Source organism: Streptomyces sp. sk2.1, from assembly GCF_008120935.1.
GTDB lineage: Bacteria > Actinomycetota > Actinomycetes > Streptomycetales > Streptomycetaceae > Streptomyces.
Genome location: NZ_RDBO01000071.1, coordinates 36,219 through 52,197, shown reverse-complemented (window position 1 = coordinate 52,197; position 15,979 = coordinate 36,219). Strand labels below are relative to the sequence as shown.

General features: G+C 73.1%; 16 protein-coding genes and 1 pseudogene. 14 read left to right on the top strand and 3 right to left on the bottom strand.

All coding sequences use genetic code 11. The features are described from left to right. Window positions 1-51 precede the first annotated feature (51 nt). Window positions 52-867, bottom strand: a complete 816-nt coding sequence (locus EAO76_RS24995) for a hypothetical protein (RefSeq protein ID WP_262375730.1) — start codon at window positions 865-867, stop codon at window positions 52-54. A 78-nt stretch (window positions 868-945) separates the two neighbouring features. Here EAO76_RS24995 and EAO76_RS24990 point away from each other — a divergent pair, with 78 nt between their 5' ends. From EAO76_RS24990 to EAO76_RS24965, 6 genes are all read left to right on the top strand, one after another. Then, window positions 946-1,608 carry a class E sortase gene (locus EAO76_RS24990; RefSeq protein ID WP_399462734.1) on the top strand — a complete coding sequence of 221 codons (663 nt, stop codon included), beginning with the start codon at window positions 946-948 and terminating at the stop codon, window positions 1,606-1,608. 100 nt (window positions 1,609-1,708) lie between these two features. Next, entirely contained in the window at window positions 1,709-1,867 is a 159-nt protein-coding gene (locus EAO76_RS24985; RefSeq protein WP_148838350.1) for a DUF3311 domain-containing protein, read from the top strand. Next, a complete protein-coding gene (locus EAO76_RS24980; RefSeq protein ID WP_262375727.1) occupies window positions 1,864-3,471 on the top strand; it encodes a sodium:solute symporter family protein in 1,608 nt (535 codons plus the stop codon). Before EAO76_RS24985 ends, EAO76_RS24980 begins: the two co-directional genes overlap by 4 nt. 133 nt (window positions 3,472-3,604) lie before the next feature. Further along, complete coding sequence (locus EAO76_RS24975) at window positions 3,605-3,937, top strand: DUF6412 domain-containing protein (protein ID WP_148838162.1); 333 nt, start codon at window positions 3,605-3,607, stop codon at window positions 3,935-3,937. Between the two features lie 123 nt (window positions 3,938-4,060). Next, window positions 4,061-4,831: a YidC/Oxa1 family membrane protein insertase gene (locus EAO76_RS24970; RefSeq protein WP_148838161.1), complete on the top strand. Its 771-nt coding sequence runs from the start codon at window positions 4,061-4,063 to the stop codon at window positions 4,829-4,831. A gap of 191 nt (window positions 4,832-5,022) precedes the next feature. After that, window positions 5,023-5,883, top strand: coding sequence for a fumarylacetoacetate hydrolase family protein (locus EAO76_RS24965; protein WP_148838160.1), 861 nt, complete (start codon window positions 5,023-5,025; stop codon window positions 5,881-5,883). A gap of 118 nt (window positions 5,884-6,001) precedes the next feature. On the opposite strand, the gene EAO76_RS24960 is transcribed toward EAO76_RS24965, so the two are convergent. Both EAO76_RS24960 and EAO76_RS24955 read right to left on the bottom strand, forming a co-directional pair. Then, on the bottom strand, window positions 6,002-6,481 hold the full coding sequence (locus EAO76_RS24960) for a heme-degrading domain-containing protein (RefSeq protein WP_148838158.1): 480 nt from the start codon (window positions 6,479-6,481) through the stop codon (window positions 6,002-6,004). 25 nt (window positions 6,482-6,506) lie between these two features. After that, a complete protein-coding gene (locus EAO76_RS24955; protein ID WP_187438787.1) occupies window positions 6,507-7,622 on the bottom strand; it encodes a Gfo/Idh/MocA family oxidoreductase in 1,116 nt (371 codons plus the stop codon). Between the two features lie 121 nt (window positions 7,623-7,743). On the opposite strand from EAO76_RS24955, the pseudogene EAO76_RS24950 reads away from it, so the two are divergent. From EAO76_RS24950 to EAO76_RS24915, 8 genes and pseudogenes are all read left to right on the top strand, one after another. After that, window positions 7,744-8,847, top strand: a pseudogene (locus tag EAO76_RS24950) (ROK family protein); the annotation flags it as partial. Between the two features lie 181 nt (window positions 8,848-9,028). Further along, window positions 9,029-9,988, top strand: coding sequence for a hypothetical protein (locus tag EAO76_RS24945; RefSeq protein ID WP_399462730.1), 960 nt, complete (start codon window positions 9,029-9,031; stop codon window positions 9,986-9,988). 164 nt (window positions 9,989-10,152) lie between these two features. Beyond that, complete coding sequence (locus tag EAO76_RS24940) at window positions 10,153-10,923, top strand: GntR family transcriptional regulator (protein ID WP_148838156.1); 771 nt, start codon at window positions 10,153-10,155, stop codon at window positions 10,921-10,923. Window positions 10,924-11,093: 170 nt separating this feature from the next. Then, complete coding sequence (locus EAO76_RS24935; protein ID WP_148838155.1) at window positions 11,094-12,218, top strand: TIGR03364 family FAD-dependent oxidoreductase; 1,125 nt, start codon at window positions 11,094-11,096, stop codon at window positions 12,216-12,218. A 68-nt stretch (window positions 12,219-12,286) separates the two neighbouring features. After that, window positions 12,287-12,967, top strand: a complete 681-nt coding sequence (locus tag EAO76_RS24930; protein WP_148838348.1) for a phosphonatase-like hydrolase — start codon at window positions 12,287-12,289, stop codon at window positions 12,965-12,967. Further along, the gene (locus EAO76_RS24925) at window positions 12,964-14,124 is read left to right on the top strand and encodes an ABC transporter ATP-binding protein (protein ID WP_148838154.1); all 1,161 of its coding nucleotides are present in this window, start codon (window positions 12,964-12,966) and stop codon (window positions 14,122-14,124) included. Before EAO76_RS24930 ends, EAO76_RS24925 begins: the two co-directional genes overlap by 4 nt. A gap of 58 nt (window positions 14,125-14,182) precedes the next feature. Then, window positions 14,183-15,106, top strand: a complete 924-nt coding sequence (locus EAO76_RS24920) for a 2-aminoethylphosphonate ABC transporter permease subunit (RefSeq protein ID WP_148838347.1) — start codon at window positions 14,183-14,185, stop codon at window positions 15,104-15,106. Then, window positions 15,093-15,890 (top strand): ABC transporter permease, encoded by a 798-nt coding sequence (locus EAO76_RS24915; protein ID WP_148838153.1) that lies wholly within the window; start codon window positions 15,093-15,095, stop codon window positions 15,888-15,890. Before EAO76_RS24920 ends, EAO76_RS24915 begins: the two co-directional genes overlap by 14 nt. Window positions 15,891-15,979: the final 89 nt, after the last annotated feature.

The window sequence follows — 15,979 nt, the reverse complement described above, 5'->3', positions numbered from 1 at the left end:
GCCCATCGCCCATCTGGAACTCGCCGGCGACCGCGCCCGCGCCACCACCCTCTACGGCGAACTGCTCGGCTCCCCCGACCTCGACCACCCCCACCTGGTCAAGGCCCTGAACGCGGCCAACCTGTGGGAGTACGGCCACGAGGCGGAGGCCCGCGCGATCATCGAGGGCATCCGCACCGCGGCCCCGCTCGACCCCGCCGCCTGGGAGGTCGCGACCGGGAACGGGCGGGACAACTCCGTGCGGTACGCGCCCAGTTCGGCTCGCAGGCGGGTGATCTCGGCGCGGAGCTCGCCCGGGTCCGAGGAGCCCAGCGACCACAGGCGCTTGGGGTCGTGGAGTTCGTCCAGCGGGACGGCGGCCGTGTGGACGGTGTCGGCCAGCGTGTCCCACGCGTCGTGGTCGGCACCCATCAGCCGGCGTACCCGGTGCCGGCCGAACAGCAACGACCGGGTGGCGTACGGGACCTCCTCGCCGGGCGTGAGGAGCAGGGCCAGCGCGGTCGAGAAGCAGTCGTGGGCCGCTTCGAGCTCGTCGTGGTTCTCCAGGGTCCCGGCCGCGACCTCCCAGGCGGCGGGGTCGAGCGGGGCCGCGGTGCGGATGCCCTCGATGATCGCGCGGGCCTCCGCCTCGTGGCCGTACTCCCACAGGTTGGCCGCGTTCAGGGCCTTGACCAGGTGGGGGTGGTCGAGGTCGGGGGAGCCGAGCAGTTCGCCGTAGAGGGTGGTGGCGCGGGCGCGGTCGCCGGCGAGTTCCAGATGGGCCGCGGCGCGCAGGAGCAGCGGCTCGCGGTCCTCGGGATACCGCGCCGCGGTGCGCAGCAGGCGCTCGGCTTCGGTGGTGTGGTCGGCAGGCGTGTCGGGGCGCATGGATCACACCGTACTGCTGTACGGCTCCTGGGCGGAGGGACGTTCGGGCCCTGGAGAGTTACGGATGATGGGCCTATCGTGCGGGCCGTGCGGGAGCGGATACCGGTTGTGGTGCAGCGGAACCCGTGGGGGCGCAGGGTCGTCGCGCGCGGGCTCTGGACGGCTGCCGAGGTGGTGGTGACCCTCGGCGTCGTCCTGTTGCTGCTCGTCGTCCATCAGCTGTGGTGGACGAACCGGCAGGCCGGTGCCGGGGCCCGCACCTCGTCCCGGGCCCCGGGGGCGCCCCGGGAGGACCGGGCGTACGCCGTCATCCGCATCCCCCGGATCGGGCTCGCCGCCCCCGTCGCCCAAGGGGTCGGCAAGCGCGGCGTCCTCGACAAGGGGTACGTCGGGCACTACCCGGGCACCGCGCAGCCCGGACGGCCCGGGAACTTCGCGCTCGCCGGGCACCGCAACACGCACGGCGAGCCCTTCCGGTACATCAACCGGCTGCGGCGCGGGGACCGGATCGGCATCGAGACCCGGGACGCCGTCTACACGTACACCGTCGACCGGACGCTCGCCCGGACCGGTGCCCACGACAGCGGGGTCATCGCGGCCGTACCGCGCAGCATCGTGAAGCCGTCCGCCGGGTACGACACGGCCGGCAGCTATGTGACGCTCACCACCTGCACACCCGAATTCACCTCCCGGTACCGGCTCGTCGTGTGGGGAAGGCTCACGGACGTCCGGATGCGGTAGCCGGGCACCCGACGCGGTGTCCCCCCGGATCTCCGGACGCGGCGGCCGGGCCGCACTAAGGTTCCCTGACGTGCTCAGACGACGTCCGCAGTTGTTGTGGTTGCTGGTCCCCTACGCGCTCTACCTGGGGGCGCTGCCGCTCGTGAACCGGGTCCACCCGGTGGTTCTCGGGCTGCCGTTCCTCTTCGTGTGGCTGCTCGGGGCGACCCTGCTGACCCCTGTCGCCGTATGGCTGACCCGGCGGGGGGACCGCCGGTGAACGCCACGGTCGCGACCTCCGTCTTCGGGGTCTTCATGGTCGTCACCGTCGCCCTCGGCCTGCTCGCGACGCGCGGCCGGCGGAAGGGGAAGGGCGATGGCGGCCTCGCCGAGTGGTCCGTGGGCGGGCGCAGCCTGGGGACGGTCTTCATCTGGGTGCTGATGGCCGGCGAGGGCTACACCAGCTTCAGCTACCTGGGCGCCGCGGGATGGGGCTACAACTACGGGGCGCCGGTCCTGTACGTGGTGGCGTACATGTCGTGCGGGTACGCCGTCGGCTACGTCGTCGGACCGATGCTGTGGGCGTACGCGCGCAGGCACGGGCTCGTCGGGATCACCGACATGGTGGCGCACCGCTTCGGCCGGCCCTGGCTCGGCGCGCTCGTCGCGGTGCTCGCGACCGTTTTCCTGCTGCCGTACATCCAGCTCCAGATCACCGGCATGGGGGTGGTCGTCTCGACCATCTCCTACGGTGCCATCGGCCTGAACCAGGCGTACTTCATCGCCTTCGCCGTCACCACCGGCTTCGTCGTGGTGAGCGGGCTGCGCGGCAGCGCGTGGGTGTCGGTGCTCAAGGACGTCCTCGTGATCGCCACGCTCGGCTTCCTCGCCGTCTACGTGCCGATGCACTACTTCGACGGGTACGGGCCCTTCCTCGACCGGCTCGTCGCGGAGAAGAGCGAGTGGCTGACCTTCCCCGGGCACGGGGACAGCGGGCTCGGGCAGGCGTGGTTCATCACGACCTCGTTCCTCAACTCCCTCACCGTGGTGATCTTCCCGACGACCGTCGCCGGTTACCTCGGCGCGAAGAACGCCGACGTGCTGCGCCGCAACGCGATGCTGCTGCCCGCCTACAACGTGCTGCTCTTCGTGCCGATGCTGCTCGGCATGGCGGCCCTCTTCGTCGTGCCGGGACTGGTCGGGGCCGAGTCCAACCTGGCGCTCTTCAAGCTGGTCGTGGACTCGCTGCCGGCCTGGACCGTCGGTCTCGTCGGGGTGGCGGCGGCGCTCTCCTCGATCGTGCCGATGGCGGTCTTCATGCTGGTCATCGGCACGATGTGGGGGCGCAGCGTGCTCTCGCTCGTACCCCGGTGGGAGCGGCGGCAGAAGGGCGCCGCGCAGGTGGTGGTCGTGGTCGCGGGGAGCCTGGCGCTGCTGCTCACGTACACCGCGCCGAACACCCTGGTGCGGCTCTCCCTCATCTCGTACGAGGGGATGGCGCAACTGCTCCCCATGGTGCTGCTGGGGTTGGTGTGGCGGCGGCTGACCCTGCTCGGGGCGATGAGCGGGCTGGTCGTCGGCGTGGGGGTGGTGTGCGGATTCGTGTTCACGGAGAACGACCCGGTGTGGGGGGTGAACGCGGGCATCGTGGCGCTCGGCGCCAACCTCGCCGTCGCGCTCGCCGTGACGTACGCGGGGCCGCGCGAACGCGACGACCGGCCGGACGACGAGGTGCTGGCCCGGGACGAGATCGGGCCCGTGGTGCGGGACGCGGAGCCCGGCGACGGAGGCGGCGGCGGTGGTGACGGCGGTGTCCGGACGAGTACGGGTACGGGGACGGGCACGGGCGCGGGCGCGGGTACGGAAACGGGCGCGGGGGGCTGACGCGTCCGGGGCCGGAGACGGTACCGAGGGCGGATGGCGCTGTCGGACCCATCGTGTATAACGGCTGGAGAGCCGAACGCACGCACACGCCGGACACACACATGTGTGAACGGGGAGAAGAGGGGAGGGACCGATGACCGGGGACGCGAACCGTCTGCGCGATGGTCTCGCCCGGCTGCTCCGCCCCGCCGGACTGCTGCTCTTCCTCGTCACCGAGATCCTGCTCGCCGAGGGCGGCAGCCTCTCCGCCGCGGTCGCGCTCGCCGCCACCGCCGCGGCCGGTTCCGCGCTCGCCGTCGCCTCGCTCATCAGCGCCCGCTGCGCCGCCCCGGTGCCCCGCACCCGGGTCCGTACCGCCATCCGGGACCGGGAGAGACGCACCGCGTTCCTGCCGCAACGAGACCCGGACGCCAAGGGGCGCAGACGCCCCCGAGCCCCCGGCCGTGCCCTCCCGACGGCCGCGTAGGGGTTCGCCCACGCCGGTGGGTGCCGAAGCAGGCACCCGTCGACAGCTGTAGGTGACCTCTGCGGTCCGTCATGCCGATCACGTACTTCCCCCGGCACGACGAGACCCTCGGAGGGCTCACCCATGTCCGTCTTCATGTCCGCATTCGCCGCCCTGGTCGGCGCGCTGGCCGACGCGTTGGAACCGCTGTTCCAGACCGCGTCCGCGGCCGCCGCCATCGTGCTGTTCACCGCGCTCGTACGGCTCGCCGTGCACCCCCTGTCGCGGGCCGCGGCGCGCGGGCAGAAGGCCCGCACCAGGCTCCAGCCGCAGATCGCCGAGCTGCGTAAGAAGCACGGCAAGAACCCCGAGCGCATGCAGCGGGCGCTCATGGAACTGCACAAGAAGGAGAAGGTCTCGCCGCTCTCCGGCTGCCTGCCCAGCCTGCTGCAGATGCCCGCCTTCTTCCTCCTCTACCACCTCTTCTCCAGCGGGACGATCGGCGACGAGCCCAACGAACTGCTCGGCCACCAGCTCCTCGGCGCCCCGCTCGGCGAGCGCTGGCACGACGCGCTCTCGCACGGCGGGCCGTTCGGCGAGCAGGGGCTGGTCTACCTCGGCCTGTTCGCGATCGTCGTCGCCGTGGCCACGTTCAACTACCGGCGGACGAAGCAGCAGATGGCCGCCAACCCCGTCACCCCGGCCACCGGCCCCGACGGGCAGCCGGTCCCGGGCATGGGCGCGATGACGAAGCTGATGCCGCTGATGTCCTTCGCCACGCTCTTCACCGTGGCCGTCGTACCGCTCGCCGCCGCGCTGTACGTCGTCACGAGCACCACCTGGACCGCGGTCGAGCGGGCCTTCCTGTACCGGGACGTGCCGGCCGCCGGGGCCGCCGCGGTCACCACCGGGTGAGCGGGGCGGCCCCGGGACTGGTCCGATGGAGGGCCGGGGACGGGCGTCCGGTGGAGGGCCGGGGCGGGTGCCCCGGTCCAGGTTGTGAACAGGGTCTTGCAGAGTGATCGGATGTCTTGGACGATCGGACAAGCCTGCGATGGCCGCCACCCATCCGACGGGCCCGATCTCGACCAAGGGGAGAAAGACCGTTGAAGCTGCTTCGTGTGGGTACGCCGGGTGCGGAACGACCTGCGCTGCTGGACGAGGACGGAACCCTGCGCGACCTGTCGGGAGTCGTCGCCGACATCGACGGCGCGCTGCTCGCCGACGCGTCCGCGCTCGCCCGGGTACGGGCCGCGGCGGCCGCGCCCGGCGAGCTGCCCGAGCTGGACGCCGACGGGCTGCGGGTCGGGCCGCCGCTCGCCCGGATCGGCAAGATCGTGTGCATCGGGCTGAACTACCACGACCACGCCACCGAGACCGGTGCGGAGATCCCGGCCGAGCCGATCCTGTTCTTCAAGGCGCCGGACACCGTCGTCGGACCCGACGACACGGTCCTGGTGCCGCGCGGCAGCGTCAAGACCGACTGGGAGGTGGAGCTCGCGGTCGTCATCGGGCGCACCGCCCGCTACCTGGAGTCCGCCGAGGAGGGCCTCGCGCACGTCGCCGGATACGCGACGGCGCACGACGTCTCCGAGCGCGAGTTCCAGATCGAGCGCGGCGGCACCTGGGACAAGGGCAAGAACTGCGAGACGTTCAACCCGCTGGGGCCGTGGCTGGTGACCGCGGACGAGGTCGCCGACCCGCAGGCGCTGTCGCTGCGGCTCTGGGTCAACGGCGAGCTGAAGCAGGACGGCACGACGGCCGACCAGATCTTCCCGGTGGGCGAGGTGGTCCGCTACCTGAGCCACTTCATGACGCTCCACCCCGGCGACGTGATCAACACCGGCACCCCGGCCGGGGTCGCCCTGGGCCGGCCCGAACCCAAGCCGTACCTGCGGGCCGGGGACGTCGTGGAGCTGGAGATCGAGGGACTGGGGCGGCAGCGCCAGGAGCTCAAGGACGCCTAGGGCCTTAGGGGCGGGCGGCCCTCCGGGCGTGAGGCGGGGTGGTCTCCCGGAGCCGTGGAGACGTAAAGATCGGAGGGGTGGGGTGCCGTGCGAGCGGCGCCCCACCCCTCCGCCGCGTTCAGGCGGCGAGCGTCGCCGCGAACCGCTCCAGCGCCTCGACCACCAGGGCGTGGTCCTCCGCCTGGGGCAGGCCCGAGACCGTCACCGAACCGATGACGCCCGCGCCCTCGACGGCGATGGGGAACGAGCCGCCGTGCGCGGCGTAGACGCCCGGGTCCAGGCGCGAGGAGTCCTCGAAGGTCGTCCCCTTCGCCCGGAACCGCGTTCCGACCAGGTACGAGCTCTCGCCGTACCGTTCCACGACCTTGCGCTTGCGGTCGATCCAGTCGTCGTTGTCCGCGCTCGATCCCGGCAGCGCGGCGTGGAACAGCTGCTGCGCGCCGCGGCGGATGTCGATCGCGACCGGCGCGTGCCGTTGCCGGGCCATCGAGACCAGCAGGCCGCCGAGCGCGTACGCGTCGTCGTGGCCGAAGTGCGGCAGCGTCAGCCGGCGTTCCTGGGCGATGAGCTCGGAGATGGTCGGAGCGGTGGGGGTCATACGGGGAAGCGGGTACGGGGTGTGGTCAGGCGGGCAGGGACACGGTCACGCCCTCGCGGGCCGAGCGGCGGGCCGCCTCCAGGACATCAAGTGCCGCCGCGGCCTGGAAGGCGGTCACCGGATTGTCACCCTTTCCGCGCAGCGCGTCGGCGACCGCCGCGTAGTACGCCGGATAGTCGCCCGGCAGGCTGCGGACCGGGGCGCCGCCGCCCGTCAGCGGGGACTCGCCCGAACCGATCCGGCCCCACAGCTCCTCCGGCTCCTCGCCCCACGCCCGGKCGGCCGCCGCCGGACGGGCGCCCGCCCGCAGGTCGGCCTCCTGCGGGTCGAGGCCGTACTTCACGTAGCCGGCGGACCGGCCCAGCACCCGGAAGCGCGGGCCGAGCTGCGCCGCCGTGGCGCTGACGTACAGGTGCGAGCGGACCCCGTTCGCATGGGTGATCGCGATGAACGTGTCGTCGTCCGCGGCGGCGCCGGGGCGGCGCACGTCGGACTCCGCGTACACCCGCACGGCGGGCCCGAACAGCACGAGCGCCTGATCGACGACGTGGCTCCCCAGGTCGTACAGCAGCCCGCCGATCTCCTGCGGGTCGCCCGACTCGCGCCAGCCGCCCTTCGGCCGCGGGCGCCACCGCTCGAAGCGGGACTCGAAGCGCTGCACCTCGCCCAGCTCGCCGTCCGCGATCAGCCGGGAGAGGGTGCGGAAGTCGTTGTCCCAGCGCCGGTTCTGGAAGACCGAGAGCAGCAGCCCGCGCTTCTCGGCCAGGGCCGCGAGCCCGCGCGCCTCGGCCGCGGTGCCGGCGATCGGCTTGTCCACGACGACCGGCAGGCCGGCTTCGAGCGCGGCGGTCGCGATCGGGACGTGGGTCCTGTTCGGCGAGGCGATCACGACCAGGTCGAGGTCGTCCGCGCGCTCCCACAGCTCCTGCGGCGACGCCGCGAACGCCACGTCGGGGAACTCGGCGCGGGCCCGGTCCCGCCGTTCCTCGTTCGCGGTGACGACCGTGTCGAGGACGAGCCCGTCGGTCGCGGCGATCAGCGGGGCGTGGAAGACGGAACCCGCCAGGCCGTAGCCGACGAGCCCGACGCGCAGGGGGGTCCCGGACGGCTCGGAGGTCCGGTGAGACGGGGTGCCAGTCATGCCGACCACTTAAACAACGCTGTTGCCGAAGTGCAAGCGACGGCGACAATGGGATCGTGAACAGGAGCGACGGCGAACAGGGTGAGTGGTGAACAGGATCAGCGGCGGTGTGAACCTGCCGATGCTGCGCGGCCACAACGCCGCGCTCGTGCTGGACCTGCTGAGGTCGGCGGGCGGGGACGGCATCAGCAGGATCGAACTCGCCGAGCGCACGGGGCTCACACCGCAGGCCGTCAGCAAGATCACGGCCCGGCTGCGGGCCGAGGGCCTGGCGGCCGGGGCGGGCCGGCGGGCGTCCACCGGGGGCAAGCCGCGCACCGTGCTGCGCCTGGTGCCGGACGCCGGGCACGCGGTCGGCCTGCATCTGGACCGGGACGGGCTGACGGCGGTGCTCGTCGACCTGTCCGGCGCGGTCGTCGCGAGCCGTACCGCCCCGCTGGACCTCGGCGCCCCGGCGGACGAGGTGCTGACGGCCGCGGCGGACGCGGTCGCGGCGATACGGGGCGACGGGCCGGAGGGCGGCGACGGGCCGGAGGGGCGGACGGTGCTCGGGGTCGGGGTGGCGGTGCCCGGGCCGCTGGACCACCGGGGCGGCGTGCTGCGCCGGGTCACCGGGTTCCCGCGGTGGGACGGGTATCCGTTGCGGGACGCGCTCGCCGTACGCACCGGACTGCCCGTCGTCGTGGACAAGGACACCAACGCCGCCGCCCTCGGGCTCGCCCTGCGGACGACGGGCGGCGACGGCGCGGCGGGCGGCGGCGACTTCGCGTACCTGCACCTGGGGACCGGGCTCGGCGCCGGGCTGTTCCTCGGCGGGGAGCTGCACCGCGGGGCCCGTACCGGGGCCGGTGAGTTCGGGCACCAGACGGTCCGGCTGGACGGGCCGGAGTGCGGCTGCGGGGGGCGCGGCTGCATCGAGGCGCTCTGCCTCGCCGCCGTCGCCCGCGGCGATGCCGCCGAGGCGGCCCGGGTGCTGGGGACCGGCGCCGCCAACCTCGTCGGGCTGCTCGACATCGACCGGGTGGTGCTCGGCGGCCGTACCGTCGCGGCCGATCCCGACGCGTACGTACGGGGTGTGCGCGCCGTGATCGACGAGCGTATTTGGCGGGGCGGCATCGCGCCGGTGCCGGTCACCGCCGTCGAGGGCGGTGACCGGCCGGTCGCGGAGGGCGCCGCCCAGCTGATCCTGGCCCCGCTGTTCGGCCGGGCGGACGGCACGGACGGTGCGGGCGGGGCAGGTACGGAGGGCAGGGCGGACGCGGCGAACGGCGCGGGCGGGCCGGACAGGTCGGGCGCGGCGGATGGCGCGGGCGGGCCGGACGGGGGCGCGGCATTCCGGCGACACCGCGGGCAGGCGTGTCGGGCGCCACGGACCGGGCCCCACGACGAGCCCCACGTCCGTCCCCGTGACCTCCGCCGCGTCCATCTCCGTGTTCGGCGCCCCGACGCGTCCTCCCTCGCCCCCGCCCGGACGCACCCGGCACGGGCTCGCACTCGGGCTGGCCGCGGCGAGCGTCGTTCCCGCCGTCGTCCTCGGCGGCACGTCCGTCGCGTCCGCCTCCGCCACCTCCTCCTCGGCCACCCCGGTCTCGGCGCCGGACACCACCGCCGCCGACCAGCAATCCGCCTGCGGCGACCCGAAGGCGAGCGAGTTCCCGATCCGTACCCGTATCCACGGCGGCCCGGACACCTACGCGTCCGGCGGCGGTTACGGGACCTGGTTCCTGGACCTGACCAACACCACCACCGAGCCGTGCCGGGCCATCCACCCCGTGCTCGTCCTCACCGACGAGGACCGGAGGCTGACCTCCGACCAGATCCAGCTGAAGTTCTCCGAGCAGGCCCGGCCCGGTACGGAACACCGCGTCACCTGGGAGACCACCGACCGGGACGAACACATCGGGGTCTTCGGGGGCGACGGCGACGACTTCGACGGTTTCACCGTCCCCGCCGGTCAGACCGTCACCGTCCAGGTCCGGATGGCCTTCACCTCCGACACGCTCCCCGGGCGGATCACCGCCAACGCCGCGATCGTCCAGCGACAGCGCGCGGGCGGCGGCGGTGCGACCGGTGAGCCGGGCGGGGACGACGGGGCGTGGGTGGGCGAGTCCGACGACTACCCCTTCACCGTCGTCGACGACGGTGAGGGCGACGGGACGGACGGGACCCGGATCGAAGCCGACACCGACGGCGACCCCTCGCGTCCGGTCGGGCCCGGACGGCCCACGACCGGGGACGATCCGCCGGAACTGGCCGAGACCGGGCCCGGCCTCGCCCCGCTGTCCGGCCTCGTCGGCGCCGGTCTTCTGATCGGTGCCGGGGCCGTGGTGATCCGGACCCGCCGCCCGCGCCACCCCCACCCATGACCGGCCCGCTCCTGACCGGCCCACCCATGACCACCCCACCTCCGACCGGTCACGCCCGTACCCCGGAAACCCCTCGTACCCCGGGCAACTCCCGTACCCCGGAAGCTCACCGTCCCGATCCTGAACGTTCACCCCCGTTCATGTCCGTCTGCCACCATCGGGCCGTGGACTACCCGCAGGACCAGGCACCTGGCGCACCCATCCGTTCCGGCATCCCGGAGCACGGCCGCATCCCCAAGTACTACGCGGTGAAGGCCCGTGTATCCACGCTCGTGGAGGAGTTGGGCGAGGGCGGGATGCTGCCCACCGAACGCGACCTCGCCGAGCGGTACGAGGTCTCGCGCGAGACGGTGCGTCAGGCGCTGCGCGAACTCCTTCTGGAGGGGCGGCTCGCCCGTCAGGGGCGCGGCACGGTCGTCGCGGGGCCCAAGCTGGAGCAGCCGCTCTCGCTGGCGAGTTACACGGAGGGCGTGCGCCGCCAGGGCCGTACGCCGGGGCGCCACCTGATCGGACTGGAGCGGTTCCCCTGTCCCGGGGCGCTCGCCGTCGACATAGGGGTGGCGAGCGGGGAGCCGGTCTGGCACCTGGAACGGGTGCTGCTCGCCGACGACGACCGGGTCGGGCTGGAGAGCACGTACGTCTCCGTCGCCCGAGTGCCGCACCTGGACCGGGACTTCGACCCCGACTCGTCCTTCTACGCCTATCTCCGCGACCGGCTCGGGATCCCCTTCGGCGATGCCGACGAGCGGATCGAGACCGTGCTCGCCACACCCCGCGAGGCGCTGCTCATCGGCACCCCGCCCGCGCTGCCCATGCTGCTGATGCACCGCATCTCACGTGACACGGACGGCAAGCCGCTGGAACGCGTGCGGACCCTCTTCCGGGGCGACAGGTTCTCCTTCACCGCGCACCTGGGCGCGCAGGACGGTCACTGAACACTTCTCCACCCGCCCCGGTGAGCGGCGGAGACGGCGATCCCGCCCGGCCGAACACCCCATTCGGATAACGAGAATGTAACGGGTCTAGGCCAACTTTGGGGTCCAGTTCACCATCCCGTTGCCGTGCGGATCAGTCCGGGTCACCGGTCCCGAGGAGCGTGGCCGCCGTGAGAGTCATCGTCGTAGGAGCCGGCGTGGTGGGAACCATGCACGCCTGGCACGCAGTGAACCGCGGCCACGAGGTCGTACAGATCGAGCGCGAGAGCGAGGCGCGCGGGGCATCGCTCCGCAATTTCGGACAGATATGGGTCAGCGGCCGGGCCGGCGGCGAGGAGCTGGAGACCGCGCTGCGCGCCCGTGAACTGTGGGAGGGCATCGGGGCACGGGTCCCGGAGCTGGGCTTCCGGGCCTGCGGCTCGCTCACCCCGCTCCGTACCGAGCTGGAGATCACGGTCGCCGACGCGGCCGTCGCCCGGCCCGACGCGGTGGCGCGCGGCTACAAGCTGCTCACCGCCGACGAGGCCCGCGCGATCAACCCCGCGCTGCGCGGTGACTTCGCCGCCGCCCTGTGGTGCGAGCGGGACGCGGCGGTCGAGCCGCGCACCGCCCAACTGGCCCTGAAAAAGGAGCTGTTGAAGTCGGGCCGGTACACGTTCCTCGGCGGGCGCGAGGTCCGCGAGGTGGTGGGCACCGCCTCCGTCCGCGACGACCACGGCGACGTGCACACCGGCGACGCCGTGATCCTGGCCACCGGCGCCTGGCTCGGCGGCCTCGTCCGCGAACTGGCCGGCCCGGACCTCCCGGTGCGCCGCGTCCGGCTCCAGATGATGCAGACCGACCCGCTCGGCGAACCGCTCACCACCTCCGTCGCCGACGCGGACAGCTTCCGCTACTACCCGGCGTACCGGAGCGAGGCGCTCGACACCCTCAACGCCGAGCAGGCACAGGCCCCCACCGCGGCGGCGCACAGGATGCAGCTGCTGATGGTGCAGCGCCGCGACGGCGGACTGACCATCGGCGACACCCACGAGTACGAGCACCCCTTCTCCTTCGACACCGTCGAGGAGCCGTACGAACACCTCACCGGGGTCGTCGAGTCCTTCCTCGGCCGCCCGCTGCCGAGGATCCGCCACCGCTGGGCCGGGGTCTACGCCCAGTGCACCGACACCAGCCGGGTCGTCCACCGCCGGCAGGTGCGCGACGGCGTCTGGCTGGTGACCGGACCGGGTGGCAGGGGCATGACCTGCTCGCCCGCGATCGCCGAAACGACCGCCGACGAACTGGGCTGGTGAAGAAGTTGAGCAACACCGAGAACCCGAACACCGGAAACCCGAACACCGAAAAGCCGGACGCCGGGAAGCTGAACCTGGTCGTCCTCGACATGGCCGGCACCACCGTCGCCGACGGCGGCCTCGTCGAGCAGGCGTTCTCCGTCGCGGCCGAGCGCCTCGGCGTGGAGCCCGGATCCGCCGACCACGCCGAGAAGCTCGACTACGTGCGCGCCACCATGGGCGAGTCCAAGATCTCGGTCTTCCGCCACCTCTTCGGTGTCGAGGACCTGGCCCGACGGGCCAACGCCGCCTTCGAGGAGGCGTACGGCGAACTCGTCGACGGCGGCCGCATCGCACCGCTTCCCGGCGCCCGCGAGGCCATCGAGCGGCTCCGGGCCGAGGGCCGGACCGTGGTCCTGACCACCGGTTTCGCCCGCGTCACCCAGGACGCCATCCTGGCCGCGCTCGGCTGGCAGGACCTGGTGCCCCTGACCCTCTGCCCGGCCGACGCGGGCGGCCGCGGACGCCCCCACCCGGACATGGTCCTCGCCGCGTTCCTGCGCACCGGCGCCGTGGACGACGTCCGGCGCATCGTGGTCGCGGGCGACACCTCGTACGACATGCTCAGCGGCGTGCGCTCCGGGGCCGGGATCGTGGCCGGGGTGCTCACCGGCGCCCACGACAGGGACCAGCTGGCCCGGCACGGCGCCACGCACGTCCTCGGCTCCGTCGCCGAGCTGCCGGACCTGATCGCGCGGGCCGAGGCATGACCGGCGGAGAGCGGTCCGTCCGCAGCGGCATCAGGTTCGACCAGGTCAGCGTCGTGTACGGCGGGAACACCGTGCTCGACCGGCTCGACCTGACCGTCGAGCCCGGCGAGGTCATGGCCCTGCTCGGCCCCTCCGGGTCCGGGAAGACCACCGCCCTGCGGGCCGTCGCCGGATTCGTCCGGCCCGCCTCGGGCCGGGTGTACCTGGGCGACCGCGACGTGACCGGGCTGCCGCCGCACAAGCGCGGCATCGGCATGGTCGTCCAGCAGTACGCCCTCTTCCCGCACATGCGGGTCCGGGACAACGTCGCCTTCGGGCTCAAGTCCCACAAGGTCGCGAAGGCCGAGATCCCCGCACGGGTCGCCGAGGCGCTCGAACTCGTCGGCATGGCCGCCTATGCCGAGCGCTACCCGCGCGAACTCTCCGGCGGCCAGCAGCAGCGCGTCGCCATCGCCCGCGCGCTCGCCATCCGGCCCGGCGTCCTGCTGCTCGACGAACCGCTCTCCGCGCTCGACGCCCAGCTCCGCTCCGGAATGCTCGCCGAACTGGCGCGGCTGCACCGCGAGTTGCCCGACGTCTCCATCCTCTACGTCACCCACGACCAGGTCGAGGCGCTCACCCTCGCCGACCGGATCGCGGTCATGGACAGGGCGCGCCTCCAGGACTGCGGCACCCCGCAGGACCTGTACCGCCGCCCGCGCACGGAGTTCACCGCCTCGTTCGTCGGCAACGCCAACCTGCTGCCGGTGACCGTCGCCGACGGCACCGACACCGTCGACTTCGCAGGGCACGCGCTGGACGTACCGACCGGCGAGGCGGCCCGCGGGGCCACCGCCACCCTGTGCGTCCGGCCCCACCTGGTCGGACTCGGCGACGGACCCAACGCCCTGAGCGGCACCATCGCCGAGGTCCAGTGGCGCGGCTCCACCCACCGGCTGTACGTCGACGTGGACGGCCACCGGGTCAAGGCCGACCTGCGGGAACTGCGCGAGACCCCGGCGCTGGGCGACCGGGTCACCGTGCACTTCGCGGCCGAGGACGCGGTGCTGCTGCCCGCGGGCACGGCGTCCGCAGCAGGAGCCGTGACCGGAACCGAAACCGTGACCGGAGCAGCGGTCGGAGCCGGAGCCGGAGCCGGAGGAGGAACCGATGGCTAGCGCCGCCCACCCCGCCGCGTCCGGCATCACCGCGTCCGGCGTCACCGGGCCCGGTGCCATGACGAAGGCGCCGCGCCCGCGCACCGGCGGCGACGGGACCGGCCCGGCCGGGGCGACGCCCCCGGCCCCGTCCGGTCCGTCCGCCCCGGCCCGCGAGGCCCGCCGCGTGCCCCGCTTCGTCTGGGCGCTGCCGCCCGTCGCCGTCCTCGCCCTGGTCTTCCTCTACCCGCTGGCCCTCGTCGTCCAGCAGTCCGTCACTCCGGACGAGGGCGGCACCTCGTTCGCCCCGTACGGCGAGGTGTTCGCCTCCGAGGCGTTCCGCTCGGCCCTGACGACCACCGTCTGGCTGGCGGCGGGCTCCACGGCCGGCTGCCTCGTACTGGGCTTCGTCCTGGCCATGATCATCGCCTTCGTGCCGTTCCCCGGCTGCCGGGCGGTCGCCAGGTTCATCGACGTCTTCCTCTCCTTCCCGTCGTTCCTGATCACGCTCGCCCTGCTGTTCATCTACGGCAACGTCGGCATGGCCAACGGCGTCTGGACGGATCTCACCGGGGCGTCGAGCGGTCCCTTCGACTTCCTCACCACCCCGTGGGGCGTCCTGCTCGCCGAGATCACCTACTTCACCCCGTTCGTGATGCGCCCGCTGCTCGCCGCGTTCTCGCAGCTCGACAGCGCGCAACTGGAGGTGGCGTCCTCGCTGGGCGCGAAGCCGGCCCGGATCGTGCGGCAGGTGATCCTCCCCGAGGCGCTCCCCGCGCTCGCCGCGGGCGGCAGCCTCGTCCTCGTGATGTGCCTCAACGAGTTCGGCATCGTGCTGTTCACCGGCGCGAAGGGAGTCACGACCCTGCCGATGCTCGTCTACGGCAAGGCGATCCTGGAGTCCGACTACCCGACGGCCTGCGTCGTCGCCGTCGTCAACATCGTGATCTCCGTCGGCCTCTACAGCCTGTATCGGATGGTGAGCCGTCGTGTTGGTGCATAGCCGTACGGGGAAATGGGCCACCTGGGCCGTGTTCCTCGTGCTCTTCGTTCCGCTGTTCGCGGTGCCGCTGCTGGTCGTCGTCGCCGCTTCGTTCGCGACCAACTGGTCCGGGGCCTTCCCCTCCGGGCCGACCGCCGAGCACTACGCGGCCGCGACCGGCGGGGACTCCCTCCAGGCCCTGACCACCAGCCTGGTCACCGCCGTCGCCGCCAGCCTGCTCGCCCTCACCATCGGCTCCTGGGCCGCGCTCGCCGCCGCCTCGATGCGCAGGCGCGGCAAGCGGTTCCTCGACGCGCTGTTCATGCTGCCGGTCGCCGTGCCGTCCGTCGTGGTGGGCCTCGCCGTGCTCGTCGCGTTCAGCAAGCCGCCGATGCTGCTGAACGGGACGCGCTGGATCGTGATCCTGGCGCACACCATTCTTGTCACCGCGTTCGCCTATTCGTCGGTTTCGGCGGCGACGATGCGTCTCGACCCGATGTACGAGCAGGCGGCGGCCAGCCTCGGCGCGGGCCCCGGCCGGGTGCTGTGGCGGGTCAGGCTGCCGCTCCTGCTGCCGTCCCTCACGGCGGCGGCGGGGCTCTGCTTCGCGCTGTCCATGGGCGAGTTGAGCGCCACGATGATGCTCTACCCGCCGGACTGGACACCGCTCCCGGTGCAGATCTTCGCGGCCACCGACCGCGGTTCGCTCTTCACCGGCGCGGCCGTCGCCGTGGTCCTGATGGCGACGACGCTGCTCGTGCTGCTCGGCGTCTCCCGCATCCGCACCAGGGCCTCGTACCGCTGACACCCGGGGCCGSSCGGCCCCGGGTGTCAGCGGTACGAGGCCCTGGTGCGGATGCGGGAGACGCCGAGCAGCACGAGCAGCGTCGTCGC

Excerpts from the sequence above, each read along its gene's own strand:
- EAO76_RS24995 (WP_262375730.1), bottom strand. The coding sequence starts at position 867 with ATGCGCCCCGACACGCCTGCCGACCACACCACCGAAGCCGAGCGCCTG.
- EAO76_RS24960 (WP_148838158.1), bottom strand. The coding sequence starts at position 6,481 with ATGACCCCCACCGCTCCGACCATCTCCGAGCTCATCGCCCAGGAACGC.
- EAO76_RS24925 (WP_148838154.1), top strand. The coding sequence starts at position 12,964 with ATGACCGGCGGAGAGCGGTCCGTCCGCAGCGGCATCAGGTTCGACCAG.
- EAO76_RS24920 (WP_148838347.1), top strand. The coding sequence starts at position 14,183 with ATGACGAAGGCGCCGCGCCCGCGCACCGGCGGCGACGGGACCGGCCCG.
- EAO76_RS24975 (WP_148838162.1), top strand. The coding sequence starts at position 3,605 with ATGACCGGGGACGCGAACCGTCTGCGCGATGGTCTCGCCCGGCTGCTC.
- EAO76_RS24970 (WP_148838161.1), top strand. The coding sequence starts at position 4,061 with ATGTCCGTCTTCATGTCCGCATTCGCCGCCCTGGTCGGCGCGCTGGCC.